This window comes from Serratia sp. Z4, assembly GCF_009900725.1.
In the GTDB taxonomy this organism is placed as follows: Bacteria; Pseudomonadota; Gammaproteobacteria; order Enterobacterales; family Enterobacteriaceae; genus Serratia; species Serratia nematodiphila.
Genome location: NZ_JAAABD010000002.1, coordinates 153446 through 178816 on the forward strand (window position 1 = coordinate 153446; position 25371 = coordinate 178816).

Here is a 25371-nt window from a genome sequence, read left to right on the forward strand (position 1 = left end):
TTTTTCTAATGACGTCTTATGTATTCCTTATGGTTATCATCTCTGGGAATATTCCTAAAGTCAAATTTGCCAGCGTTGCCAGGCCTGCGGCAGCAGGCGCGCGAAACGTTTCGCCCATGCCTGTTGCCCGCGTTCGTCGGCGATCAGATCCTGGCGAATTTCGATGCCGACGTAAGGCAATCCGCGCCGTTCCGCGTGCACCGGCAACGTGTAGTCGGTGGCGTCGGTCATTGCATAGGGCTCGTTGATCCCCACCTGCAAATCCCCCTCTTCGCGCAGCAGCTCGGCCAGCAGCCGGGCGAATTCCGGGTAGCGATTAAACAGCAACCCCACCTGCCAGGGGCGCGATTCCCCTTTGAACACCGGTGTGAAACTGTGCATGGCGATCACCGCCGTCGGCAGTTCGCGCAGCTGACGTTGCCCCAAATGATCGTCGATGGCGTGGTGATACGGCAAAAACACCTCACGCTCGCGCGCCAGCGCGTGCTCGGCGTCAATACCGATATTGCCGGGTATCGGCGTCAGTTCGGACAAATGCGGGATCGAGCTGGCGATGCCGGGCGCCCGGTTGCAGTCGATCACCAGCCGTGAATAACGCTGGTGGATCAGGGTGGCGTCCAGCTGACGGCTCAGATGGCGCGACACGCTCAGCGCGCCGATGTCCCAGCCGATGTGGCGTTCGATCTCCCCCGGCGGCAAACCAAGGTCGCCAAGGGATTGCGGTATCGCCTTACCGGCGTGATCGCACAGCAGCAAAAAGGGCGCTTTGCCGCGCGGGATTTCCACGGCGGCGGCAGAGGGTTCATCGGCGGACAATAACGGCGGGATAAACGAATGGGGCATGACGGGCTCCGGCGGTGGAAAGCAAAACGTTTATCGTAGCGCTATCCCGTCGCCGGCCCCAAGGTCGTGCTTAGATCAAAAAGGCATGAGTCAGACTGTAGTCATGCCGTCTCGGCCGGCTGCGGCTGGTGCACCGCGATGTAACGCTGATACCGCGATGGCTTGAGCCGCGTGGTATCCACCAACACCAGCCCGTCGATACAGTTGTTGAACGCCGGATCGGTGCCAAAGTCGATAAACTGTACCCCGCCCGGCTCGCACAGTTCGGTGTACTGCTTGTACAGCGTTGGGATCGAGCAGCCGATATTGCTGAGCAGGCTCTTCAGCCGCACCAGATCTTCCTGGTAGTTGTCCCCGGCAAACTGCGCCAGCACCTGCGGCAGCGACGCCGGATAAGGCCGCCGCGACTGCGCGAACGCGTGATCCGGCGAGAAATAGAGCCGATAGAAGGCGATCAGCAAATCACGTGCTGCCAGCGGCATGCCGCCGGAGATCGACACCGGGCCGAACAGATAGCGGTACTGCGGGTATTTCGACAGATAGGCGCCGATGCCCAGCCACAAATAGTCCAGCCCGCGCTTGCCCCAATAGGCCGGCTGAATGAAGCTGCGCCCCAGCTCGATGCCCTGCGCCAGGATCGGTTCCATATCGCGGTCATAATGGAACAGGCTGTTGCTGTAGATGCTCTCCAGGCCCTTACGCGCGATTTGTTCGGCGGTGGGGATAAAACGATAGGCGCCGACGATCTCCAGCTCCTCCTCGTCCCACAGCACCAGGTGATAGTAATCGTCGTCGTAGCTGTCCAGATCGCGGCGGCGGCCGGATCCTTCCCCCACCGCGCGGAAAGCGATCTCGCGCAGGCGCCCCAGCTCGCGCAGGATTGGCGTACGCGCTTCGTCATGGCGACGATAGAGATAGATGGTTTTACCGTCCGGCGTTACCCCCAACCGTTCGCAGTTCGCCAGCGCCTTTTTCAGCTCCAGACGATCTTCCGGCAGCGCAATCGGCGATTCGCTGGCGAACAGCCCCGGCTTGCCCTGGCCCAGACGATAGACGTGGCGGCGAAAACGCTCCGCCAGATCCTTGGCGCTGGTGTGGCCGTCGTGCCAGTTGGCGAACGGCACGCGGCCGCCGACGCGGATCTTGATACGCCCGCCCCGCTGCTGGAACATTTCGCGCACCAGCAGCAAGGTCGACAGCGGCCGGTAGACCAGAGAGGTAAAGTAGAACAGGTTGCTGTTGCGTGCGCTGATGTGGATCGGCACGATCGGCGCGCGCGCTTTGGCGGCCAGGCGCAGAAAACCGGTATGCCAGTGGCCGTCGCGGATGCCTTTCGGGCTCATGCGCGACACTTCGCCTGCCGGGAACAGGATCAGCGCCCCCTGGTTGTCCAGCTGCTGCTGCATGCCTTCAATCTGTTTGCGGCTGGTTTTATAAGCGACGTTATCCACCGGCACGAACAGGCTGCGCAGCGGTTCAATGTAGGTCAGCAGCTGGTTGGCCACCACTTTCACGTCCGGGCGCACCGCGGCAACGGCGCGCAGCAATACCAAGCCGTCGAGCGAGCCGATCGGGTGATTGGCCACGAGCACCACCGGCCCCTGGCTCGGGATGTTTTCCAGATCGCCGTCCACCAGCTCGCAGCTGAGGTTAAAGTAGTCCACCACCTGCTCGATCAGATCGAGCCCTTTCAGATGGGGATAATCGGCGGCGAACTGTTTGAATTCTTTTTCGAAGAGAAGGGTTCTTAGCAGGCTGCGCTGCCAGGCGGGGGTATTGCGGTGTGGAAATGCATCTTGCAACAGAGAATCCAGGCTGAACATCGCGTTATCTCCTGACGTAGTCGCTGCAAACTTAAGCCAGAGCCGTGACTCTGACATGTCAGTTACATGACAATAAAGTGAATCCATCGACTATCAGGTATAGCAAAGTAATGGCGAATTGGGAGCGAAAGACGCATTTTCGCCCCCACTTGCCTTCACATCGGCGCCAGCAACGCTTCGATGCGGCGGTTTACCGCGTCGCGCAGGCGCAGCAGCGCCCCGGCCTGGTGCGGATAACGCTTGAAGGTGATGCGCATGCCCAGCTCACTTTCTATAAGCGCTTCCACCGTCGCCCGATCGGTCAAACTCTCCAGCAGCTGCAGCGCGCGCATATCTTGCAGCCCCTGGTGCAGCACCCGCAGGCGCAGCGACTCCACCGGCTGCAGATCCTCACCGGGGTAGACCACGAACGGATCGCCGGAGGGAAACGCATGGCCGCTGTCGGTCACCGCGTACGGATTGATGCGTTCACGCGAATGGGCGCTGTTATAGAAGTTGAATCCCCAGTGCAGAAAGCCGGCGATGCGGTACAGATACAGCTGCACGCCCAATATGCGGTTGCGCGCCGAAGGCTGAGCGAAGAAGCGATTGGCGACCTCAGTCTTCTGCACGCAGCAGTAATAGGCCCACAGGCCGGGGACCTGGTGTTCGATAAAAGGTTCGAGGTGGTCGGTCGCAACGACCGGGGTTTCCACCAGGCCTTGCTGATAAAACGCGAAATCCGACAGCGCATCGAAGGTGCGGAAGCCATCCAGCAGCGGGCGCAGCGCGGCGCTGGCGCGCCGGTAGGCCGCCAGGTTGTCCAACGTCGGCTCATCGGAAACATGGAACCATACCTGCCGTTCCAGCCCCCGTTCGCGGAACCAGGCGGTCAACGCCGGCAGCAGCGCCTGTAGGAAACGCTGATACGCTTCGCCCTGCGCATCGGTGTGCCAGCCGAACTGCGTTCGCGTCTCGCCCTGCTCCTCCACCACGATCTTCGGCGCATGCGCCGCGCCCCATTGGGTAAACAGCGGCGCGATTTCGAAGTGCTCGATGCCCTCTTCCTGCGCCAACGCCACCCACTGCGCCAGACGGCTGAAATCGAAGCCATACCCGTGCGCCGAATGTGTCACCCTCACCAACTGTACCGTGGTGCGTTCGCCGCCAACGGCGGTATCCAGCGGCGGTGTGAACAGCGGCGTCAGCAGCATATTGACGCCGGCCTGCACCGCGCAGCGCACAAAGTTGCGCACCGCGCGCCAGTACGCCGGGCTGAACACCGCCAAACGGTAGTAATCCGCCAGGCAGTCGGTGTGCAGCCATTCGGTGTGCAACAGCGTTTGCGGCGGCAACGCCGCGGGCACCAGATGCAGCGTCAGTGTGGCCTCGGCCAGCGCCTCGCCGCTCTGGGCATCCAGCAGCCGCAGGGTCAACGGAAAGTCGCCGGCCAGTTGCGCGTCGGCCGGCGGCGTCAGGGTCAACCACAGGCTGCCATAATAGCGGCAGGCGGCAAAAAAACGCCGTTGCGGCAGCGGCATCAGCGGATCGGGAAATAAGCCCGGCTCGGTGGTCAGGTAATTCTCATCGGTCTCGCGATAACAGGGAAAACCGCTCGGCACCGATTGCACCTGGCGCACGCTGATATACTCCGCCAGCGGCCCGTCGAGTTGATAACACAGCTCATGGCGAGTCTCGTTGCCCGGGGTTTGCAAACAGTACACCGCCTGCCAGGACAGCACCTCGTTATTTAACCCGCTCAGCCGATTTTCCACGGCAATGGGCGGCATATTTTGGCGATGAAATACTTTTTCCAGGCAATGCGTAAATACCAGAGACAGGCGCATGATATTTCGCCCTCTTTATTTTGGATGAATAAATGTTGTGAGATTCAGGCTAGCGTCTTTTATCGCCACAAACAATAGCCGGCAATAAAAAACGTTCAAGTGCCCTCCTCGGACAGCCCCAGCAAGATTTTTTTGTTTATTTGCATCACAAAAATGAAAGAAGCTGAAGCTTGCACAATAAAAATATTTTTAATCCCCATTATGGTGCAAGGGTTATCAGTTATTCCTATGCCTGCGAAGGCCGCTAAATGCCGCGCCACCGGGGAAAAACCCCGCCAAAAGGTTAATGAGATGTAAAAAAAACCCCTTTCACTTGGCCGTAAAAGCCTTTCGATTTTAACAACAATGAAACATTGTCGCCCCATTTTTGGGCGTTTGGGGGTGTATTGACACATTGAAAGTTAAGGGATAGAAAGAATTTACGTTGCGAAAAACGCTATTCGTCGCTCACCGAGGGGAAAGAAATGTCACCGATAAAAAATACCGGCCGCCTACTGGCGCATTCTATTCTCGCCAGCACATTATTATTACCCACACTGCTCCATGCCGCAGACAAAATAACTTTACGCTATGCCGTTTGGGACAGAAACCAATTACCTGCCGAACAGGAGATTGCCAAGCGCTTTGAACAGGCTAATCCGGATATAAAAATAGAAATAGAATTAACTCCCTCGGCGCAATATTTCGTTAAATTAGATTCCGCCGCCGCCGGCGGCGTAGCGCCAGATATATTCTGGATCAATATGCCTTATTTTGTGCAGTACGCCAAAAACGGCATTATGGAACCGTTGGCGCCCTATATTAAGGACAGCAGCCTTAAACTGGACGACGTGGTCGCCAGCTCGGTGAAAGCCTATCAGTACGAAGGCCAACAGATGGCCATCCCGCGCGACGTCGATTCCATCGCCGTGTGGTACAACAAAAAACTGTTCGATCAGGCCGGCGTCAGCTATCCCACCAGCGACTGGAGCTGGGACGATCTGAAGAGCAAAGCCGCCGCGCTGAAAAACGGGCTGAAAGGCGCCGCCTTCCCGCTGGTGATGGACCTCAGCATCGACGGCCAGGACAGCTACATGAACCTGCTGTTCCAAAACGGCAATCACATCGTGCCCAAGGATGGCCAGCCTACCGACATCGCCAACGACAAGTCCATCTGGGTCTATCAGCAACTGCAGGGCATGATGAAAGACGGCCTGATGCCAAGCGCCCAGCAGATGAGCGAAGTCAAAACCGAGAACATCTTCCAGTCCAACCGCGCCGCGATGGTCTATGCCGGTTCCTGGCTGGCGGCGCCGTTCGCCAATAACCCGCTGATCAACGACCACATCGGCGTGGTGATGATGCCCAAAATTGAACGCCAGTCCGGCGTGGCCCACAGTTTGGCCTTCGCCATGTCGGCGAAAAGCGCCCACAAGCAGGCCGCCTGGAAATACATCGCCTTCATGAGCAGCGAGGCCTCACAGGCGGAGCTGGCCAAGGTGGTGATCCCGGCCAACAAGACGGCGGCCAAAGTCTGGGCGCAGCAGATTCAGAAAGTCGACGTCTCGCCTTACATCCAGACCCTGGAAGTGACCCAGGCTTACCCCACCGCCGGCACCAATACGCCGAAGTGGCAAAACATGTGGATCGCCAGCCTGAAGAAGATCTTTATGGGCGCAGACGCCAAACAGGAAATGGACAAATCGGTCAAGAAGATCGCGCGCGTCATGGAGCAGTAATCGCCCCGCCGCGGCGCGCTGCCCCGAGCGCGCGCCGCGGTGGACCCACGCTGAACGTCATAGGTGAGGAATGGCAACATGTCGCTGGCAGAAACGGCTACGGTCACCCTGAAACCATCCCGGCGCACCGCCCGCCCCGCGCTCAATCGGCTCGAACGCGCCGAACGCTTCTGGGGCTGGGTGATGATCCTGCCGCTGCTGTTGGGGGTGACGGTGTTTTACCTGATCCCCTTTTTGCAGAACATTTTCTACAGCTTTACCGATCTGAACCAATTCATGCGCTGGAGCAGCATCAGCGTCGATAACTATCTCAACCTGTTTGAAGACGACGACTTCTACACTGCCGCCGCCAACACTCTGTTTTACGTGGTGGTCTGCGTGCCGATCAGCCTGAGCCTGTCGCTGCTGCTGGCGATTGGCCTCAACCAGAACATCCGCGGCAAAGGCCTGCTGCGCACTCTGCTGTTCCTGCCGGCGGTCACCATGCCCGCGGCGGTGGCCATGGTGTGGCAATGGCTGTTCAACAAGGATTTCGGCCTGATCAATCAGGCGTTGGGCCTGCTGCACATTGCGCCGGTCGCCTGGCTGTCCGATCCGGACGTGGTGCGCATCAGCGTGTCCATCATCATCATCTGGTCGTCGCTGGCGCTGAAGATCATCATTTTGCTGGCCGGGCTGCAGAGCATTCCGCGCCAGCTGTACGAAGCGGCGGATATCGACGGCATCCCCACCCTGCGGCGCTTCTTCTGCATCACGCTGCCGATGATGGTGCCGACGCTGTTCTTCGTGTCGGTGATGAGCTTTATCGAGATCCTGCAAGTCTTTGACGTGGTGTTCCTGATGTTCGACCGCGCACTGGTGGAGAACGACGTGATGACCGTCACCAACCTGTTCTACAAGTACGCGTTTTACCTGCAGGAAAAAGGTTACGCCTCCGCCATCACCGTGGTGCTGTTCGCCGTCACGCTGGTGATCACCCTGATTCAAATGGCGATCGGCAAGCGCCTGAAAGTCAGCTGAGGAGCTGCACATGAACGCAAGCAAAAAAACGCTGGTGTACCTGTTTATGGGGCTGGCGGCGCTGGCCTCGGTGGTGCCTTTTATCTGGATGCTGGTGACCTCGCTGAAAACCCAGGCCGAGAGCATTCAGATCCCGCTGACGCTGCTGCCAGCGCATCCCAGCCTGCAGGCCTACGGCCGGGTGATGCACGAAATCCCGTTCGCCGGTTTTTATCTCAACTCGCTGCTGGCGACCTTCTTCACCGTCACCCTGCAGATGGCGATCGCCACCCTGGCCGCCTATGGCTTCTCGCGCCTGCATTTTCGCGGCCGCGACGCGGTGTTTCTGGTGTGCGTGTCGATCCTGATGGTGCCCGGACAGGCGTTTCTGATCCCGCAATTCCTGGTGGTGCAGAAGCTGGGGCTGGTCAACAGCATCACCGGGCTGGTGCTGCCGGGCATTTTCAGCGTTTACGCCACCTTTCTGCTGCGCCAGTTTTTCCTGGCGGTGCCGAAGGAGATGGAGGAAGCGGCGTTGATCGACGGTTACAGCTACTTCGCCATCTTCTGGCGCATCATGCTGCCGCTGATCCGGCCCGGCATTATCGCCTGCGTCATCATCAACGGCCTGTGGAGCTGGAACAACCTGATGTGGCCGCTGATCGTCAATACCACCACCGAGAAGCTGACGCTGCCGGTTGGGCTGGCCTCGCTCTCCAGCCGCGCCGGGGTGGAATACCCGTTGCTGATGGCCGGGGCGCTGATGGCGGTGATCCCGATGCTGATGCTGTTCATTATTTTCCAACGCTATTTCATCCAGGGCATCGCCAGCGCCGGGGTGAAAGGCTAACGCGCAGACAAGGTAAACGACATGGCCGGAATTCAGTTAAACAGCGTTAAAAAAGTGTACCCCAACGGTTTCCACGCGCTGCACGGCGTCGATCTGGACATTGAGGATGGGGAATTTATGGTGTTCGTCGGCCCGTCCGGCTGCGCCAAATCCACCCTGCTGCGGATGATCGCCGGGCTGGAGAGCGTCAGCGAGGGGCAGATCCTGATCCACGATCGCTGCGTCAACGACAGCATGCCGAAGGATCGCGGCGTCGCCATGGTGTTCCAGAACTATGCGTTGTACCCGCACATGACGGTGTACAAGAACATGGCGTTCGGCCTGATCGGCAAAGAGAGCAAGGCCGAGATCGACCGCCGGGTGCGCGACGCGGCGGAAAAGCTGGAGATCACCAACCTGCTGCAGCGCAAGCCGGGCCAGCTCTCTGGCGGCCAGTGTCAGCGGGTGGCGGTCGGCCGCGCCATCGTGCGTAAACCCAAGGTGTTTCTGTTTGACGAGCCGCTGTCCAACCTCGACGCCAAGCTGCGGGTGTCGATGCGCGTGCAACTGATCGAACTGCACAATCAGCTGAAGCAGGAAGGCGCCGCTGCCACCATGGTGTACGTCACCCACGATCAGGTCGAGGCGATGACCATGGGCGATCGCATTTGCGTGATGAACCGCGGCGCCATCATGCAGGTGGATAAACCGATCAACCTGTACCACCACCCCGCCAACCGTTTCGTCGCCGAGTTTATCGGCAGCCCGTCGATGAATTTGCACGATCTGGCGATCGTGCGCGACGGCCAAACGGTGCGGCTGCGTATCGGCCTGCAGCACCAGCTCGATCTGCCGCCTGCGCTGCAACGGCAATTGGCGGACTACCCGCATGCGCGGGTGTGTCTCGGCATCCGGCCGGAGTCCTTGCGGCTGTGCGCGCCCGGCAGCGCCAACTGTTTCCCGGCGCAGATCGTCACTATCGAGCGCATGGGCAACGAAGAGCTGCTGCACTGCGAACTGGCCGATCTGCGCTTCGTGCTGCGCATGGCGTCGCTGCCGGATTGGGAGCCGCGCCTCGGCGAAAACATTCATCTGGCATTCGATCTGACGCGCGCGCATTTGTTCGACGAGCTCAGCGGCCAAAACCTCAAATAACAACAGCGGAGTATCCAGCAATGTCGTCAACACAACCCAACAGCTTTGCCCATCGCCCGGTGCGGGTGCTGGTGGTCGGCGCCGGGGCGCGCGGTGAGATCTACTCGCGCTATGCGCTGGCGCATCCCGATTTGATGCAGGTGGTGGCGGTAGCGGAACCGCGCGACGCCTACCGCGAGCCGTTCGTGGCGCAGCATGCCATCGCGCCGGAAAACGTCTTCACCGACTGGCGCCTGGCCGCCGACGCCGGCAAGCTGGCCGACGCGGTGCTGATCTGCACCCAGGATCAGATGCATCTGGAGCCGGCGCTGGCCTTCGCCCGCCAGGGCTACGCCATGCTGCTGGAAAAACCGCTGTCGCCGGACGCCGACGAGTGCCGCGCCATCGTCGCCGAGGTGACGCGCCAAAAGCTGATCTTCTCGGTCGGCCACGTGCTGCGTTACACCCGCTATACCCAAAAGCTCAAGCAGCTGCTGCGCGACGGCGCGATCGGCGACATCATCAGCCTGCAACATTTGGAACCGGTCGGCTACTGGCATCAGGCGCACTCCTTCGTGCGCGGCAACTGGCGCAACGATCGGCAGGCCGCCTTTATGCTGCTGCAGAAATCCTGCCACGATATCGACTGGATCCGCTACGTGATGGAGCAGCCCTGCGAACAGGTCAGCTCCTTCGGCAACCTGCGCCACTTCCGCCAGGAAAACCAACCGGCCGGCGCGGCGGACAACTGCCTGGATTGCGCGGTAGAGGCGTCCTGCCCCTATTCCGCCAAACGCATCTATCTGGGCGACAATCACAAGGCCACGCCCGGTTTTCTGCGCGTGCTGACGCCAGAACCCGACCAGACGACGCTGCGGGCGGCGCTGCGCGACGGGCCTTACGGCCGCTGCGTCTACCGCTGCGACAATAACGTGGTCGACCATCAGGTGGTCAACATGCAGTTCGCCGGCGGCCGCACCGCGTCGTTCACCATGACAGCCTTTACCCGCCACGAAGATCGGCACACCCGCATCTTTGGCAGCCGCGGCTGCCTGGAGGGCGACGGCCGCCATATTCGCATCACCTCGTTCCTCGACGACGGTGAAACGCATTACGACACCGACGCCGGCCAGGATCTGCACGCCATGGCCGGCCACGGCGGCGGCGACTACTACCTGATGCAGCACTTTATCGCGGCCATTCGCGCCAACGATCCGAGCCAGGTGCTGGCCGGCCCGGCGGAAGCGCTGGAGAGCCACCTGATGGTGTTCGCCGCCGAACGCGCACGCCGCGAGGCGGCGGTGGTCACCCTGAGCGGAGCCTAAAGCATGGCGATGAGAGAGATGCGTTACGGCTTCGACATCGGCGGCACCAAAATTGAAATGGCCGCTTACGATCGCCGACTCAATCAGGTGCTGCTCCAGCGGGTGCGCACCCCAACCGGCGATTACGGCGAGTTCGTGGCCTGCATCGCCGGGCTGGCCGAGCAGGCGGATCGCGAACTGCACACGCGCGGCAGCATCGGCATCGGTTTACCGGGGATCACCGATCCCGTCAGCCGCCGCCAGTTAGCGGTCAACGTGCCCTGCCTGACCGGGCATTGCCTGGCGGATGACCTGACGCAGGCGTTGGCGCGACCTATCGCCATCGAGAACGACTGCCGCTGCTTCGCGCTGTCGGAAGCCAGCACGCCGCAAACCGCGCACCTGCCGCTGGTGTTCGGCGCCATCATCGGCACCGGTGCCGGCGGCGGCCTGGTGGTGAACCGGCAACTGCACAAGGGGCGCAGCGGCGTGGCGGGCGAATGGGGCCATATGCCGATATCGGCCCAGCTGGCGCAACGTTACGATCTGCCGCTGTTCAGCTGCAACTGCGGGCTGACCGGCTGCTTTGAACGCTACGTCTCCGGCAGTGGGCTGCTGGCGCTGAGCCGCCATTTCTCCCATCCGGCCGCTGACGTGCCGGCGCTGGTCGCCTGCTATCGTGCCGGTGATGCGCTCGCACAACGGTTGATGACCATGTACGTCGACATCCTGGCCTGCGCGCTGGCCGGCTTACAGCTGCTGTTGGACGTCGATGCTTTCGTGCTGGGCGGCGGGCTGTCCAACGTCGGCGAGCTGTACCGGCTGTTGCCGCCGGCGATGCGGCGCTGGCTGCTGCCTGGCATGGAGCCGGCGGCGGTGTTCCCGCCGGTGCACGGTGACAGCAGCGGCGTGCGCGGCGCAGCGCTTTTAAGCGCGCCGGCATAAAAAAAAACAGTGAAAGCCCGGCGGTTGTCGAGCGATCGCTGCGGCTTTCGGCATCGATGGGCTGAATGAATAAGCGCAGGGAATTGGCGACTGAAAAATAACGAATTTGCCGTTTTCACTTTGCGTTAACACCGCTTTCGGTTGCCGCTCAACCGAAAGCGAAATCAAATATAACCAACTGATAGATATAGATATTTTAAAATTAATCGATTGCATTTCAGTGTTTCGTTTGCTGTAATTCGCCACGAACAACTGAAAGCGCTCCGGTCGGTATCGCTGCGGCTTATTAAGCCGCGGTCGGGCACGGCTACAGGTAAATCAGGAGTCTGCATTAATGATCAATACCGCAAAACGCCGGGAATTAATTATCGACCAGCTGTGCCGCGAGGGCACGGTGCGCGTGGAGCAGCTTAGCCAGCAGTTTTCGGTGTCCAGCGTCACCATCCGCAGCGATCTGCGCCAGCTGGAAAAACACGGCTGCGCGGTGCGCGCCTACGGCGGCGCCATGTTGAATAAACAGTTCGCCTTCGACCGCCCGCTGCAGGACAAGGGCCGCATCAATCGCGACGTAAAACACGCCATCGCCTGCGCGGCGGCGGCGCTGATTGAAGACGGCGACGCCATCATCCTCGACTCCGGCTCCACCACCAGCCAAATGGCGCCGCAGCTGGCGGGGAAAAAGGATCTGGTGGTGATGACCAACGCGCTCAACATCGCTTTCGAACTGGCCAACAACGAGCAGATCGACCTGATGGTGGTCGGCGGCAGCGTGCGCCGCAAAGCCTGGTCGCTGTACGGCCCCGCCGCCGAACAACAGCTGCGCCAGTATCGGTTCGACAAGCTTTTTCTCGGCGTCGACGGCTTCGATCTCGCGAGCGGCATCACCACGCCGGATCCGGGCGAAGCGCAGCTGAACCGGGTGATGTGCGAGGTGGCGCGCGAAGTCATCGCCATCGCCGACGCCAGCAAATTCGGCCGCACCAGCTTTTGCATGATCCGCGACATCGGCCAGATCCACCGCCTGGTCACCGACAGCCGCATTCCTGAACACTATCTGCAGGCGCTGCACCATTTAGGGATCGACGTGATTATCGCCGACCGTTAACCGAGGCTTTTTAAGGAGCTGTCATCATGAACGCGTATTTCTCTTACGAGACGAATTGGCTGAAGCAGCGCAACGCCTGGCATACCGCCGCAGAAATTTGGCAACAGCCGGATTTGTGGGCGACGCTGCATCGCCAACTGCAGGATCAACAGGCGCAATGGCAGCCGTTCCTGGCGCCGCTGCTGGCCAATCCGCGCCTGCAAATCGTGCTGTGCGGCGCCGGCAGTTCGGCATTTGCCGGCCGCGCCCTGGCCCCCTGGCTGCGCGAACGCACCGGCCGCGACGTGGTGGCTTACGGCACCACCGATATTGTCGCCAACCCGCTGCAGTATCTCGACCCTGACCGGCCGACGCTGCTGGTCTCCTTCGCCCGTTCGGGCAACAGCCCGGAAAGCGTGGCGACGGTGGAGCTGGCCGATCAATTGCTGCCGGAAAGCTATCATCTGATGCTGGTGTGCAACCCGGACAGCCAGCTGGCGCAGTACGCGCATCAGCGTGGCAACGTCTGCTCGCTGGTAATGCCGCAGGGCGCCAACGATCAGAGCTTCGCCATGACCTCCAGCTTCAGCTGCATGATGCTGAGCGCCGCGCTGCTGCTCGGCCCAACGTCGCTTGAGGCCGCCCAGGCGCCGTTGAACGCCATGGTGCAGCGCTGCCGCACACTGCGCGAAACGCTGCAGCCGCAGGTGAAGGCGCTGGCCGCCAGCGGTTTCCGCCGTTATATCACCCTCGGCGGCAGCTGCTTTACCGGCCTCGCCGAAGAGGCTTCGCTCAAGATGCTGGAGCTGACCGCCGGCCGCATCGTTACGCGCTACGACTCGCCGCTCGGCCTGCGCCACGGCCCGAAATTTATGGTCGACGGCCAGACATTGGTGGTGCTGATGTTCTCCCACCACGACTACGCCCGTCAGTATGACCGCGACCTGTGGAACGAGCTGCAGCGCGATGGGCAGGCGATGCAGCTGGTCGGGTTGACCGGCGAACGCCAACCTCTCGCCGATGCCCTGCTGCATATGCACGATGCCGCTGACGATATCTGGCTGCTGTTCCCGTATCTGCTGTTCAGCCAGATGCTGGCCTTCGAGAGTTCGCTGGCGCTGGGGCTGACCCCGGACAACCCTTGCCCGACCGGCGAGGTTAACCGGGTGGTGAAAGGCGTGACGATTTACCGTTTTCCTTCCCCCGAGCTGTAAGGAGATCCCATGTATCTGATAGCCAACCGAGACATGCTGCTCAAGGCGCAGCGCCAGGGTTACGCCGTGCCGGCGTTTAACGTCCACAATCTGGAAACCGTGCAGGTAGTGGCGGAGACCGCCGCCGAGCTGCGCTCGCCGGTGATCATGGCCGGCACGCCCGGCACCTTCAGCTATGCCGGCACCGACTACCTGATCGGCATCTGCCAATCGGCCGCGCACCGCTACGATCTGCCGCTGGCGCTGCATCTCGATCATCACGAAGAACTGGACGACATCGAGCACAAGGTAAAAAGCGGCATTCGCTCGGTAATGATCGACGCTTCCCACTTGCCGTTTGAACAGAACATCGCCAAGGTGGCCGCCGCAGTGGCCCTGTGCCACCGCTACGGCGCCAGCGTGGAGGCGGAGCTGGGTCGCCTGGGCGGGCAGGAAGACGATTTGATCGTCGATACGGCGGACAGCTTCTATACCGATCCGGCCGCCGCGCGCGAGTTTGTCGCCGCCACCGGCATCGACTCACTGGCGGTGGCGATCGGTTCCGCCCACGGCCTGTACCACGGCGAACCGAAGCTGGACTTCGAACGCCTGGCGCTGATCCGCGAACAGGTGGACGTGCCGTTGGTGCTGCATGGCGCCTCCGGCATTCCGGAAGCGATGGTCAAGCGCGCGATCTCGCTCGGCGTTTGCAAGGTCAACGTCGCCACCGAACTGAAAATCGCCTTCGCCGATGCGGTAAAAAGCTACTTTTCGCAGCACCCGGACGCCAACGATCCGCGCAAATACATCGTCCCCGGCAAGCTGGCGATGAAAGAAGTGGTGGCGGAAAAGATCCGCATCTGCGGCAGCAGCGGCATGCTGTAATCCCGCTCTCGCCCCCGTTGCTGCGGCCGCGCAACGAGGGCGAAAACGGCCCGCCCTTGTCCGACTTTCCTGAGAGAACGATCACAGCCTGTTATCCCGCCTGCGCCTGAAATCATTAACCGGCCTTCACTATGATCCAAATCATGGTTTTACTCATCCTACCTCCCTATTATCAAATTCATTGAATGCGGGCAGTAGGATTTTTGCCCATTCGTTTTTATTTCTCCAAGCGAAATAGCTTATTTGATGAAAACAAGCGCGCTTGTTTTTTAATTGGCAGTGTTTTTACTCTGAAAGGAACAGCATATGAACCATTACTTAGCCGTATTAAGCGCATTGGTCATTCTGCCCTTCGCTCTGCAAGCAAAACCGCTTTCCGGCAGCCAGGTCGCCTCCGGCGTCGTGCGCTTCACCGGCGCCATTACCACGCCGGCCTGCACCGTCAAACATCAGGATGAAAAGCTTATCTCCAGCTGCTTCGGTAAAGTGACGGAATATCAGAACGGGTATATATCCTCTTCGTTAAAAGAGATGCCAAAAGAATTAGTTTCTGCCGTCAGCAGTGAGTTGGTTAATAACGATCCCCATTTAAAGCGCGTGACTATCAGCTATAAGTAAGCACAAAGCGTTATTGCCTGCTGAAATAATAAACAAGACACAACTTGTCTTGATGACTTATAAATTTATTTTATAAATTTATCGCACAATAACTCCCCGCCTTACCGTAAGCCGGCTATTCGGGCAACCCTGCGGTTGCCCATCAGCATGTCCGAAATCCGCCATCGCTCCCTCCCAGTTCATGCGATAATCGCCACACTAAACTGAGGAGTGAGCCAGATGCAGACTTTTTTGATTGATCGTACCGCCACGCCGGTGGGAGAACTGGTGCTGATTGCCGATGAACAGGGGCGCCTGCGGGCGATCGACTGGACCGATCACGAAGCGCGCCTGATGAAGCTGCTGAACACCCACTACCGCGCCGATCGGTTTACCCTGCGCGAACAGCGCGATCCCAGCGGGCTGACCGACGCCATGCAGCGCTATTTCGCCGGGGAACTGAGCATTATCGATCGGTTGCCGGTGATGACCGCCGGCACCGAGTTCCAGCGCACCGTCTGGCAACAGCTACGCCAAATCCCCTGTGGCGAGATCCTGACCTACGGCCAGCTGGCGCAACGCATCGGCCGTCCGACCGCCTCGCGCGCCGTCGGCATGGCCAACGGTTCAAATCCGATCAGCATCGTGGTGCCCTGCCATCGAGTGATCGGTTCGCAGGGCGCGCTGACCGGCTATGCCGGCGGCGTACAGCGCAAGCAGTGGCTGCTGCAGCATGAAGGCTACCTGCCGAAAAGTTTGCTGTAGCCGCTGCGATCGGCTTATCCAGCGCCATTGTTTGGCGCTGCTTAATAAAGCACAGTGCCCAACGCCGCGCTCGTGCCCGCAGGGCACTATTAATAACTTGTGTGAATAAAACGCATAAGTCACAAATAATACTCATAACTTCAGTCCGATACAGAACAATCGGCGGCATGTGTGCGCAAAATTCGCACACAATACCCCTATTCATGCTAATGCCACCCTTATCAGCTGCAGCAAAAGATGTTAAAATTGACTCATATCAATTATTGAATGAGCGTAATCTATGATCCCGGAAAAACGCGTGATTCGTCGTATCCAGTCTGGTGGTTGTGCGATCCATTGCCAGGACTGCAGCATCAGCCAGCTGTGCATTCCTTTCACCCTCAATGCTCACGAGCTGGATCAGCTCGACAACATTATCGAGAGGAAGAAGCCCATCCAGAAAGGCCAGACCTTGTTCAAGGCCGGCGACGAGCTGAAATCGCTGTACGCGATCCGTTCCGGGACCATCAAAAGCTACACCATCACCGAGCAAGGTGATGAGCAGATCACCGGCTTCCACCTGGCGGGCGACCTGGTAGGCTTCGACGCCATCGGCGGCCTGAAGCACCCGAGCTTCGCTCAGGCGCTGGAAACCTCGATGGTGTGCGAGATCCCGTTCGAGACCCTCGACGATCTGTCCGGCAAAATGCCGAACCTGCGTCAGCAAATCATGCGGTTGATGAGCGGCGAGATCAAAGGCGACCAGGACATGATCCTGCTGCTGTCGAAGAAAAACGCCGAAGAGCGCCTGGCGGCGTTCGTTTACAACCTGTCGCGCCGCTTTGCGGAGCGCGGCTTCTCGCCGCGTGAGTTCCGGTTGACCATGACCCGCGGCGACATCGGCAACTACCTCGGCCTGACGGTGGAAACCATCAGCCGCCTGCTGGGCCGCTTCCAGAAAAGCGAAATTCTCAGCGTGAAAGGCAAATACATCACCATCGAAAACGCCGACGCGCTGTCGGTGCTGGCCGGTACGCCGCGCATCAACGTGACCGTCAACGCCTGATCCCCCCGCCGGATCAACATTTCACCGAAATTGTTGATCCGGCACGCTTCCGTTGTTGTTCTGTTTTTCAATGTTGGGTTACTCTGTAAATTAACAGACTGTTGATTTCAGCTGTAAGGAGGCCCTATGGCGAAGTATCAGAATCTTCTGGTGGCTATTGACCCCAATCAGGACGATCAGCCGGCATTGCGCCGCGCCGTGTACCTGGTAAAACGGAACGGCGGGCGCATCAAGGCCTTCCTGCCCATCTATGACTTCTCTTACGAAATGACGACCCTGCTCTCCCCGGATGAAAGAACGGCGATGCGGCAAGGTGTGATCAGCCAACGCGCCGCCTGGATCAACGAGCAGTGCCGCTTTTATCTCAACGACGGCGTGCCGATCGAAATCAAAGTGGTCTGGCATAACCGCCCCTTCGAAGCCATCATTCAGGAAGTGCTGTCCGGTCAACATGACCTGCTGCTGAAAATGGCGCACCAGCACGACCGGTTGGAGTCGGTGATCTTTACCCCCACCGACTGGCACCTGCTGCGCAAATGCCCTTGCCCGGTGTGGATGGTGAAAGACCAGCCCTGGCCGGAAGGCGGCAAGGCGCTGGTGGCGGTCAATCTGGCCAGCGAAGAACCCTATCACGACCCGCTCAATATCAAACTGGTGCAAGAAACCGTCGAACTGGCGCAAAACGTCAATCAGACCGAGGTTCACCTGGTCGGCGCCTATCCCGTTACCCCGATCAACATCGCCATCGAATTGCCCGACTTCGACCCGAGTGTCTACAACGACGCCATTCGCGGCCAGCATCTGATCGCCATGAAGGCGCTGCGGCAGAAATTCTGCATTAAGGAAGAGTTCACCCACGTGGAAAAAGGCCTGCCGGAAGAGGTCATCCCCGATCTGGCCGAACATCTGCAGGCCGGCGTGGTGGTGCTGGGCACCCTGGGCCGCACAGGCATTTCAGCCGCCTTTATCGGCAATACCGCGGAACATGTGATCGATCATCTGAAATGCGACCTGCTGGTGATTAAACCGGAAAACTTCAACTGCCCGATCGAAGCGGATGAAGACGACGAACACGACGACGAAGATTAGGCTTCGCTCATAAAGAAACGGGCCGCTGAAAAGCGGCCCGTTTTTCTTTGGTTGCCCAATTCTACTTCTGCAGCGCCCGCAGAATCGCTTCCACGCTGTCTTTGGCGTCGCCGAACAGCATCTGAGTGTTCTCCTTAAAGAACAGCGGGTTCTGCACGCCGGCGTAGCCGGTGTTCATCGAGCGTTTGAACGCGATCACGTTCTGCGCTTTCCACACTTCCAATACCGGCATGCCGGCGATCGGGCTGCGCGGATCTTCCAGCGCCGCCGGGTTCACCGTGTCGTTGGCGCCAATTACCAGCACGGTATCGGTATCCGGGAAATCGTCGTTGATTTCATCCATCTCCAGCACCACGTCGTACGGCACCTTCGCTTCCGCCAGCAGCACGTTCATGTGGCCCGGCAAGCGCCCCGCGACCGGGTGAATGCCGAAACGCACCTTCACGCCGCGCGCCCGCAGTTTTTCGGTGATTTCCGCCACCGGATACTGCGCCTGCGCCACCGCCATGCCGTAGCCCGGGGTGATGATCACCGAGGTGGAGTTCTTCAGTTGCTCGGCCACTTCTTCCGCCGTGGTTTCACGGTATTCGCCCATCTCTTCGGCTTCGCCGGTGGATGAACCGTCACTGCCGAAACCGCCGGCGATCACGCTGATAAACGAACGGTTCATCGCCTTGCACATGATGTAAGACAGTATAGCCCCCGAAGAGCCCACCAGCGCGCCGGTGACGATCAGCAGATCGTTGCTCAGCATGAAGCCCGCAGCCGCCGCCGCCCACCCCGAGTAAGAGTTGAGCATCGACACCACCACCGGCATGTCGGCGCCGCCGATCGAGGCGACCAGATGCCAGCCGAACGCCAGCGCGATCGCCGTCATCAGCAGCAGCGCTATCACCTGCCAGCCCACGCTGTCGGTGCGCACGAACGCCACCAGCAACAGGAACGAGATCACCAACGCCGCCAGGTTCAGCTTGTGGCGATTCGGCAGCATCAGCGGTTTGGAAGAAATGATGCCGCGCAGCTTGCCGAAAGCGACGATCGACCCGGTGAAGGTCACGGCGCCGATAAAGATGCCGAGGAACACTTCGGTCAGATGGATATTCGCCATCACCGGCTCCATCGGCGCGCCGTGATCCAGGTAGCTGTTGAAGCCGACCAGCACCGCCGCCAGGCCAACGAAACTGTGCAGCACCGCCACCAGCTCCGGCATTTCGGTCATCTCGACCTTCTTGGCCAGATAGACGCCGATCGAGCCGCCGATGATCATGGCGATGATGATCCAGCCGACGTTGCCGGAATCCGGCCCCAAGATGGTGGCGATCAGCGCGATCGCCATGCCGGCGACGCCGAACAGGTTGCCCTGCTTCGACGTTTCATGACGCGACAGGCCCGCCAGGCTGAAAATAAACAAAATAGCGGCAACAATGTATGCAGCTGTAACCAATCCTCCAGACATTTGTTACCCCTTAGTTCTTGCGGAACATCTTCAGCATGCGCTGAGTGACGGTGAACCCACCGAAAATATTGATGCTGGCGATCAGCACGGCGATAAAGGAGAGGAAACTCACCCAGCCGCCGTGGCCAATTTGCAGCAGCGCACCGACCACGATAATCCCTGAGATCGCGTTGGTAACCGACATCAGCGGGGTATGCAGCGCGTGGCTGACGTTCCAGACCACGTAGTAACCGACCACGCAGGCCAGCGCGAACACGGTAAAGTGCGACAGGAACTCTTTCGGCGCCGCGTCCGCCAGCCAGCCGAACAGCAGGATCGCCAGGGCCATCAGGCCATACTTCAGCCACGGCGAGGTCGGTTTGGCTTCGGGTTTGGCGGCCGGTGCGGCGGCGGGCGCCGCTTTCGGCTGGGCCGAGACCTGGATCGGCGGCGCCGGCCAGGTGATTTCACCGCTGCGCACCACGGTAACGCCGCGGATCACCGTATCGTCGAAATCGATGTCAATCTCACCGTTTTTCTCTTTCGACAGCAGCTTCAGCAGGTTGACCAGGTTGGTGCCGTACAGCTGCGAAGATTGGGTCGGCAAGCGGCTCGGCAGATCGGTATAGCCGATGATTTTCACGCCGTTGTCGGTCACGGTAATGGTGTCGGCCACAGTCAGTTCGCAGTTGCCGCCGGTTTGCGCCGCCAAATCGACGATCACGCTGCCCGGCTTCATCGACGCCACCATCTCTTTGGTGATCAGCTTCGGCGCCGGTTTACCCGGGATCAGCGCGGTGGTGACGATGATGTCAACCTCCGCCGCCTGCGCGGCGAACAGCGCCATCTCGGCCTTGATAAAGGCTTCGGACATCACTTTAGCGTAGCCGTCGCCGCTGCCCGCTTCCTCTTCAAAATCCAGCTCGAGGAACTCCGCCCCCATGCTCTGCACCTGCTCTTTCACTTCCGGGCGGGTGTCGAAGGCGCGCACGATGGCGCCGAGGCTGCCCGCGGCGCCGATCGCCGCCAGGCCGGCCACGCCGGCGCCGATGATCATCACCTTGGCCGGCGGCACTTTGCCGGCGGCGGTGATCTGGCCGGTGAAGAAACGGCCGAACTCATGCGCCGCTTCGACGATCGCGCGGTAGCCGGCGATGTTGGCCATCGAGCTCAGCGCGTCCATCGACTGGGCGCGCGAGATGCGCGGCACCGAGTCCATCGCCAGCGCGGTGACGTTGCGCGCCGCCAGCTTGGCCATCAATTCGGGGTTTTGCGCCGGCCAGATAAAGCTGACCAGCGTGCTGCCTTCGCGCATCAAGGCGATCTCGTCGTCTTGCGGCGCGTTGACTTTCAGGATCAGATCCGACTGCCACACTTCGCTTTCGTCGACCAGCGCCGCGCCGGCGGCTTCGTAAGCGACGTCTTCAAAACTGGCCAGTTTGCCCGCCCCGCGTTCAATCGCGACGGTAAAACCCAGCTTCAGCAGTTGTTCCACCGTTTTCGGCGTGGCTGCGACCCGGGCTTCATTGGCCAACCGCTCTCTTGGTACACCAATACGCATAATGTTCCCTTCTCACCTGTCTTGGATGATGTTTATTATTTTCCTGCCCATAGCACGGCGCCGCCGGCGAGCGTTGCATTAACTTGCCCGCACTGATTTCAGGCGCCAACTATAACCTACTGAAAATAAGGTCGATGATCCATAATTGCTTACGCATTCATCCCTGTTTTTACATAAAAACGCCGTGCGCGATATGACAAATCGCAATTTACAGTGAAAAAATCCATACAGAACAGCACATTCTGCGTGACAGGAGGTTTACGCCCGGCGTAACGATTTATGGCCGCGCGCGGCGTAAAAGCATAAAAGTTATCATTTTGTGAATAATTAACATTAATGACACCAAAGCCGTTATTATGGAAACTTATGACGGCGGTGCCATCCGTGCGCCCCGCGTCGCCATCGGCGATTTGTCGCACGGGATAACATAAAATGCTGAGACAGTTTTCAGAATTACATGTAATAATCGACGGCTGAATTACACTTAAACAGTTCAGTACGTTATAAACGTTAATGCGCTAGGCGAAAGGATTTTTTATGAAGCTGAAGACCACGATCATCGCGTCAGCCTTGTTATCACTCACCGCGCTGTCTGCTCATGCGGCGCAAGAGTTAACTCCTGAGAAAGCAGCGGCGCTGAAGCCGTTTGATCGCATCACGATTACCGGCCGCTTCAATGCCATCAATGAAGCCGTCGACGCCGTATCCCGCCGTGCAGACAAACTGGGTGCCGATTCCTTCTATATCCAGGACAGCAACAACAGCAACAACGGCGGCAACTGGCGCGTCACCGCAGACCTTTATCATAAAGATGCGCCAGAAGTGAGCAAAACACCAAAATACCGCGTATTTAACGGCGTGAACGAACTGCCTAAAGAGGAAGCCTACCTGCTGGAGCCTTACGATACCGTGAGCGTCAGCGGCTTCTACCGCAGCCAGCCGGACATCAACGACGCCATCTCCAAAGAAGCGAAGAAAAAAGGCGCCGCTTCGTTCTTCATCGTGCGCCAGGTTGACGCCAACTCCGGCGGCAACCAGTTCGTCACCGCCTACATCTATAAGGCCGATGCGCCGAAACGCCGCGTGCAGAGCCCGGACGCCATTCCAGCCGATTCTGACGCCGGCCGCGCCGCCCTGGCCGCCGGCGGCGCCGCAGCCGCGAAAGTCGAAATTCCTGGCGTCGCGTCTTCCGGTTCGCCAAGCCGCGAAGTGGGCCGTTTCTTCGAAACCCAGTCCTCTACCGGCCAACGCTATACCGTCACGCTGCCTAACGGCACCAAGATCCAGGAAGTGAACAACGTGACCGCCGCGCAGATGGTGCCGTTCGATTCCGTCACCTTCACCGGCCACTTCAACAGCATGACCGATGTCTCCACCGAAGTGGCGAAACGCGCGGCCGAGAAAGGCGCCAAGTACTACCACGTCACCCGCCAGTGGCAGAACAAGAGCGGCGGCAACCTGACCGTCAGCGCCGATCTGTTCAAATAAAACCCGTTTTTAGGTTTACCATCGGGCAGCCCTTGAGCTGCCCGTTTTTATTGCCGCTTTTTCCATCGCGTGTTGAATAGTTTTTTGTAAATTCCGCATATTCAATCATTGCATCTCTAATCATCCCTCCGTAGAATTTGCGCCAATTTTTAGGGCTATTGTCTATTCGCGCAGTGGTTGTTAATACATTGTTGCCGCCAAGCAGTTCCCTTCCAGTTGTTTATTCTGCGTTCAGGATCCGTCATTGGAAAAAAAACTCGGTCTTACCGCGCTAACCGCTTTGGTGCTCAGCTCGATGCTGGGCGCCGGCGTGTTCAGTCTGCCGCAAAACATGGCGCAGGTCGCCAGCCCCGCCGCGCTGTTGCTGGGTTGGGGGATCACCGGCGTCGGCATTCTGTTTTTGGCATTCGCCATGCTGTTGCTTACGCGTTTGCGTCCGGATCTGGACGGCGGCATCTTCACCTACGCCAAAGAAGGATTCGGCGAACTGGTGGGCTTCTGCTCCGCCTGGGGTTACTGGCTGTGCGCCGTGATCGCCAACGTCTCGTATCTGGTGATCGTGTTCGCGGCGCTGAGCATTTTTACCGATCGCGGTGGCAACGTTATCCTCGGTGACGGCAATACCTGGCAGGCGCTGATCGCCGAATCCGCCCTGCTGTGGATCGTGCACGCGCTGGTGCTGCGCGGCGTGCAAACCGCCGCCAGCATCAATCTGGCGGCCACCCTCGCCAAGCTGTTGCCGCTGGGGATGTTCGCCGTTCTGGCGGCGATCGCCTTTAAAATGGACGTGTTCACACTGGATTTCAACGGTATCGCCCTCGGCAAACCGGTGTGGGAACAGGTCAAGGACACCATGCTGATCACCCTGTGGGTGTTTATCGGCGTGGAGGGCGCGGTGGTGGTTTCCGCCCGCGCCCGCAATAAGAAAGACGTGGGCCGCGCCACTATGCTGGCGGTGCTGTCGGCGCTGGCGGTGTATCTGATGGTCACCTTGCTGTCGCTGGGCGTGGTGCCGCGCAGCGCACTGGCAGAGATGCGCAATCCGTCGATGGCGGTGCTGATGGTAGAACTGATCGGCCCGTGGGGAGACGTGCTCATTGCCGCCGGCCTGATCGTTTCCGTGTGCGGCGCCTACCTGAGCTGGACCATCATGGCGGCGGAAGTGCCGCTGCTGGCCGCGCAGCACGGCGCGTTTCCGCGCGTGTTCGGCAAGCAGAACCGCCATCACGCCCCGTCCTCTTCGCTGTGGCTGACCAACATCGCGGTGCAACTGGCGCTGGTGCTGATTTGGCTGACCGGCAGCAACTACAACTCGCTGTTGACCATCGCGTCAGAGATGATCCTGGTGCCTTACTTCCTGGTCGGCGCGTTTCTGTTCAAGGTGGCTTACCGCCGCCGCGACAAACGCCTGATCTTCGCCGCCACCGGCGCCTGCGTCTATGGTTTATGGCTGCTGTACGCTTCCGGGCTGATGCACCTGCTGATGTCGGTGCTGCTGTATGCGCCGGGCCTGTTGGTGTTCATGTACGCCCGCCGCGGCCATCAGGATATCAATCTGCTGAATCGCCTGGAAAAAGGCAGCATCTTACTGCTGCTGGTGGCCACGCTGCCCGCCGGCTGGTTTATGCTGCACTAAAGTGCCCCGTCAATGCGGCTGCCCGTCAGCCGCATTTTGCTTCCTCTTTTTCCCCTGCTACCGCGTTTCCCCCCTTTGTACAGTCAGCCATGCGCCACGCTTGCGATCTCAAATGCAATTAATTATCATTATCATTTACTGGTCAATAGTAAGACGCGAGTGCCCCTGGCGAGAGGCGTCAGGCGGCGGATGAAGACAGGCTGAAAATGGAAGGCATTTCATGGCTGAGAAACTGCTGCACGCATTACCCTTGTTTGCCGCTTGGGAAGCACGGATCGCTGAGGGCAACACGGCATTCAATCAGCGGCGCGATCGCCTGGCGATGGCGCGCTATCAACAGGCGCTGGAGGGGGCTCAGGCGATCATCGCCGAGAAGCCCTGGCTGAATGCGGAATATACCGCCAGATTTGAAGCGCTGAATATTTTCGAGTCTGCCCTTGCCGCGCTGATCGTCACGTTCAACAACATTACCCATCTGCGCCTGCGGCAGAAGCCTCTTCGCGGCGTCGAGCTGCATGTTCATCAGGCCCGAGTCGCTATCGAGCAACTGTTGGACGATACGTCGCTGTGCGAACAGATGCAGCAGATCGCCGAACGGCACCTGCTGCGTTTCAGGATTGAAACTCTGCACTTGCTGCGCGAACACCGGCTGCCGGAAACCAGCGTCTGCGCGCCGGCGGCCAACGCTTCCGCTACCTTGCATTAAAAGTGACACACCAATCTGAGGGTCATCTGTAATGAATGAATTGAATGACGAGATGAAGAAGATGCTGGCTAAACAGCTGCCTGTGCAGGCGACCAGCAGCCCGAACGGCGTTCCCGATATCGGCCCCAAGCGCTCTTTGCGCCTCTATGATGACCGTACGCTGATTTACAACGAAAATACCGGTGGCCAAACGCTGAAAAACATCAAGGCCGGCTCGAAAATGGCCGTGGTGATCATCGATCGCGAGGCGCTGGACGGTTACCGCTTCGTTGGCACGCCCGAACTGTTTCTGGCGGGCAAGCCGTTTGACGATGCGTTGACGTTTGCGGAAAAAAATGGGATGAAGCCGCCGAAGTACGCGGTGTTAATTCATATAGACAGTATTTATACCCTGCGCTCCGGCCCGAATGCCGGGACCCAGCTCTAGACACCGGCCGTCATGCGGCGTGAGACATCACGTTCATGG

General features: G+C 59.5%; 23 protein-coding genes. 17 read left to right on the plus strand and 6 right to left on the minus strand.

Features of this window, described 5'->3' with window-relative positions; translation table 11 throughout:
- Positions 1-60: 60 nt before the first annotated feature.
- From GT753_RS08625 to GT753_RS08635, 3 genes are all read right to left on the minus strand, one after another.
- Positions 61-843, minus strand: coding sequence for an N-formylglutamate amidohydrolase (locus GT753_RS08625; RefSeq protein ID WP_015377972.1), 783 nt, complete (start codon positions 841-843; stop codon positions 61-63).
- Between the two features lie 101 nt (positions 844-944).
- On the minus strand, positions 945-2666 hold the full coding sequence (olsF, locus tag GT753_RS08630; RefSeq protein ID WP_015377973.1) for an ornithine lipid synthase OlsF: 1722 nt from the start codon (positions 2664-2666) through the stop codon (positions 945-947).
- A 155-nt stretch (positions 2667-2821) separates the two neighbouring features.
- Positions 2822-4492: a DUF4091 domain-containing protein gene (locus GT753_RS08635; RefSeq protein WP_021503769.1), complete on the minus strand. Its 1671-nt coding sequence runs from the start codon at positions 4490-4492 to the stop codon at positions 2822-2824.
- Positions 4493-4956: 464 nt separating this feature from the next.
- On the opposite strand from GT753_RS08635, the gene GT753_RS08640 reads away from it, so the two are divergent.
- The 13 genes from GT753_RS08640 (at position 4957) to uspE (ending at position 18079) form a co-directional block, all read left to right on the plus strand.
- A complete protein-coding gene (locus GT753_RS08640; protein ID WP_160125519.1) occupies positions 4957-6210 on the plus strand; it encodes a sugar ABC transporter substrate-binding protein in 1254 nt (417 codons plus the stop codon).
- Between the two features lie 78 nt (positions 6211-6288).
- On the plus strand, positions 6289-7230 hold the full coding sequence (locus GT753_RS08645) for a carbohydrate ABC transporter permease (protein WP_044031158.1): 942 nt from the start codon (positions 6289-6291) through the stop codon (positions 7228-7230).
- Positions 7231-7240: 10 nt separating this feature from the next.
- Positions 7241-8059, plus strand: coding sequence for a carbohydrate ABC transporter permease (locus GT753_RS08650; RefSeq protein ID WP_004938251.1), 819 nt, complete (start codon positions 7241-7243; stop codon positions 8057-8059).
- A gap of 21 nt (positions 8060-8080) precedes the next feature.
- A complete protein-coding gene (locus GT753_RS08655) occupies positions 8081-9193 on the plus strand; it encodes an ABC transporter ATP-binding protein (RefSeq protein ID WP_004938255.1) in 1113 nt (370 codons plus the stop codon).
- A gap of 20 nt (positions 9194-9213) precedes the next feature.
- Positions 9214-10497, plus strand: coding sequence for a Gfo/Idh/MocA family protein (locus GT753_RS08660; RefSeq protein WP_160125520.1), 1284 nt, complete (start codon positions 9214-9216; stop codon positions 10495-10497).
- A gap of 18 nt (positions 10498-10515) precedes the next feature.
- Positions 10516-11421 carry an ROK family protein gene (locus tag GT753_RS08665; RefSeq protein ID WP_041922243.1) on the plus strand — a complete coding sequence of 302 codons (906 nt, stop codon included), beginning with the start codon at positions 10516-10518 and terminating at the stop codon, positions 11419-11421.
- Between the two features lie 334 nt (positions 11422-11755).
- Positions 11756-12526, plus strand: coding sequence for a transcriptional repressor AgaR (gene agaR, locus GT753_RS08670; RefSeq protein WP_021503775.1), 771 nt, complete (start codon positions 11756-11758; stop codon positions 12524-12526).
- A gap of 26 nt (positions 12527-12552) precedes the next feature.
- Complete coding sequence (locus tag GT753_RS08675) at positions 12553-13719, plus strand: SIS domain-containing protein (RefSeq protein ID WP_160125521.1); 1167 nt, start codon at positions 12553-12555, stop codon at positions 13717-13719.
- A gap of 9 nt (positions 13720-13728) precedes the next feature.
- Positions 13729-14583, plus strand: a complete 855-nt coding sequence (locus GT753_RS08680) for a tagatose bisphosphate family class II aldolase (protein WP_033632947.1) — start codon at positions 13729-13731, stop codon at positions 14581-14583.
- Between the two features lie 306 nt (positions 14584-14889).
- Positions 14890-15201 carry a hypothetical protein gene (locus GT753_RS08685; RefSeq protein WP_015377982.1) on the plus strand — a complete coding sequence of 104 codons (312 nt, stop codon included), beginning with the start codon at positions 14890-14892 and terminating at the stop codon, positions 15199-15201.
- 219 nt (positions 15202-15420) lie between these two features.
- Positions 15421-15945: a methylated-DNA--[protein]-cysteine S-methyltransferase gene (ogt, locus tag GT753_RS08690; RefSeq protein ID WP_004938274.1), complete on the plus strand. Its 525-nt coding sequence runs from the start codon at positions 15421-15423 to the stop codon at positions 15943-15945.
- 280 nt (positions 15946-16225) lie between these two features.
- Entirely contained in the window at positions 16226-16990 is a 765-nt protein-coding gene (locus tag GT753_RS08695; RefSeq protein ID WP_004938278.1) for an FNR family transcription factor, read from the plus strand.
- A 126-nt stretch (positions 16991-17116) separates the two neighbouring features.
- On the plus strand, positions 17117-18079 hold the full coding sequence (gene uspE / locus GT753_RS08700; RefSeq protein WP_004938281.1) for a universal stress protein UspE: 963 nt from the start codon (positions 17117-17119) through the stop codon (positions 18077-18079).
- A 61-nt stretch (positions 18080-18140) separates the two neighbouring features.
- On the opposite strand, the gene pntB is transcribed toward uspE, so the two are convergent.
- The 3 genes from pntB to GT753_RS08715 form a co-directional block, all read right to left on the minus strand.
- Complete coding sequence (pntB, locus tag GT753_RS08705; protein WP_015377983.1) at positions 18141-19535, minus strand: Re/Si-specific NAD(P)(+) transhydrogenase subunit beta; 1395 nt, start codon at positions 19533-19535, stop codon at positions 18141-18143.
- Positions 19536-19545: 10 nt separating this feature from the next.
- Positions 19546-21075, minus strand: coding sequence for a Re/Si-specific NAD(P)(+) transhydrogenase subunit alpha (gene pntA, locus GT753_RS08710; RefSeq protein ID WP_004938288.1), 1530 nt, complete (start codon positions 21073-21075; stop codon positions 19546-19548).
- A gap of 149 nt (positions 21076-21224) precedes the next feature.
- Complete coding sequence (locus GT753_RS08715; protein WP_157699294.1) at positions 21225-21494, minus strand: hypothetical protein; 270 nt, start codon at positions 21492-21494, stop codon at positions 21225-21227.
- A gap of 118 nt (positions 21495-21612) precedes the next feature.
- Between GT753_RS08715 and ydgH the strand changes: the two genes are divergently transcribed.
- The 4 genes from ydgH to GT753_RS08735 all read left to right on the plus strand — a co-directional run bounded on the left by ydgH (position 21613) and on the right by GT753_RS08735 (position 25332).
- Positions 21613-22563 (plus strand): DUF1471 family protein YdgH, encoded by a 951-nt coding sequence (gene ydgH / locus GT753_RS08720; protein WP_004938291.1) that lies wholly within the window; start codon positions 21613-21615, stop codon positions 22561-22563.
- A 244-nt stretch (positions 22564-22807) separates the two neighbouring features.
- Positions 22808-24199 carry an amino acid permease gene (locus GT753_RS08725; RefSeq protein ID WP_160125522.1) on the plus strand — a complete coding sequence of 464 codons (1392 nt, stop codon included), beginning with the start codon at positions 22808-22810 and terminating at the stop codon, positions 24197-24199.
- A gap of 220 nt (positions 24200-24419) precedes the next feature.
- Positions 24420-24905 (plus strand): hypothetical protein, encoded by a 486-nt coding sequence (locus GT753_RS08730; protein ID WP_015377985.1) that lies wholly within the window; start codon positions 24420-24422, stop codon positions 24903-24905.
- Positions 24906-24936: 31 nt separating this feature from the next.
- Complete coding sequence (locus GT753_RS08735; protein ID WP_004938299.1) at positions 24937-25332, plus strand: pyridoxamine 5'-phosphate oxidase family protein; 396 nt, start codon at positions 24937-24939, stop codon at positions 25330-25332.
- Positions 25333-25371: the final 39 nt, after the last annotated feature.

Coding starts and splice junctions, on each gene's coding strand:
- GT753_RS08625 (WP_015377972.1), bottom strand. CDS start 843: ATGCCCCATTCGTTTATCCCGCCGTTATTGTCCGCCGATGAACCCTCT.
- olsF (WP_015377973.1), bottom strand. CDS start 2,666: ATGTTCAGCCTGGATTCTCTGTTGCAAGATGCATTTCCACACCGCAAT.
- GT753_RS08635 (WP_021503769.1), bottom strand. CDS start 4,492: ATGCGCCTGTCTCTGGTATTTACGCATTGCCTGGAAAAAGTATTTCAT.
- GT753_RS08640 (WP_160125519.1), top strand. CDS start 4,957: ATGTCACCGATAAAAAATACCGGCCGCCTACTGGCGCATTCTATTCTC.
- GT753_RS08645 (WP_044031158.1), top strand. CDS start 6,289: ATGTCGCTGGCAGAAACGGCTACGGTCACCCTGAAACCATCCCGGCGC.
- GT753_RS08650 (WP_004938251.1), top strand. CDS start 7,241: ATGAACGCAAGCAAAAAAACGCTGGTGTACCTGTTTATGGGGCTGGCG.
- GT753_RS08655 (WP_004938255.1), top strand. CDS start 8,081: ATGGCCGGAATTCAGTTAAACAGCGTTAAAAAAGTGTACCCCAACGGT.
- GT753_RS08660 (WP_160125520.1), top strand. CDS start 9,214: ATGTCGTCAACACAACCCAACAGCTTTGCCCATCGCCCGGTGCGGGTG.
- GT753_RS08665 (WP_041922243.1), top strand. CDS start 10,516: ATGCGTTACGGCTTCGACATCGGCGGCACCAAAATTGAAATGGCCGCT.
- agaR (WP_021503775.1), top strand. CDS start 11,756: ATGATCAATACCGCAAAACGCCGGGAATTAATTATCGACCAGCTGTGC.
- GT753_RS08675 (WP_160125521.1), top strand. CDS start 12,553: ATGAACGCGTATTTCTCTTACGAGACGAATTGGCTGAAGCAGCGCAAC.
- GT753_RS08680 (WP_033632947.1), top strand. CDS start 13,729: ATGTATCTGATAGCCAACCGAGACATGCTGCTCAAGGCGCAGCGCCAG.
- GT753_RS08685 (WP_015377982.1), top strand. CDS start 14,890: ATGAACCATTACTTAGCCGTATTAAGCGCATTGGTCATTCTGCCCTTC.
- ogt (WP_004938274.1), top strand. CDS start 15,421: ATGCAGACTTTTTTGATTGATCGTACCGCCACGCCGGTGGGAGAACTG.
- GT753_RS08695 (WP_004938278.1), top strand. CDS start 16,226: ATGATCCCGGAAAAACGCGTGATTCGTCGTATCCAGTCTGGTGGTTGT.
- uspE (WP_004938281.1), top strand. CDS start 17,117: ATGGCGAAGTATCAGAATCTTCTGGTGGCTATTGACCCCAATCAGGAC.
- pntB (WP_015377983.1), bottom strand. CDS start 19,535: ATGTCTGGAGGATTGGTTACAGCTGCATACATTGTTGCCGCTATTTTG.
- pntA (WP_004938288.1), bottom strand. CDS start 21,075: ATGCGTATTGGTGTACCAAGAGAGCGGTTGGCCAATGAAGCCCGGGTC.
- ydgH (WP_004938291.1), top strand. CDS start 21,613: ATGAAGCTGAAGACCACGATCATCGCGTCAGCCTTGTTATCACTCACC.
- GT753_RS08730 (WP_015377985.1), top strand. CDS start 24,420: ATGGCTGAGAAACTGCTGCACGCATTACCCTTGTTTGCCGCTTGGGAA.
- GT753_RS08735 (WP_004938299.1), top strand. CDS start 24,937: ATGAATGAATTGAATGACGAGATGAAGAAGATGCTGGCTAAACAGCTG.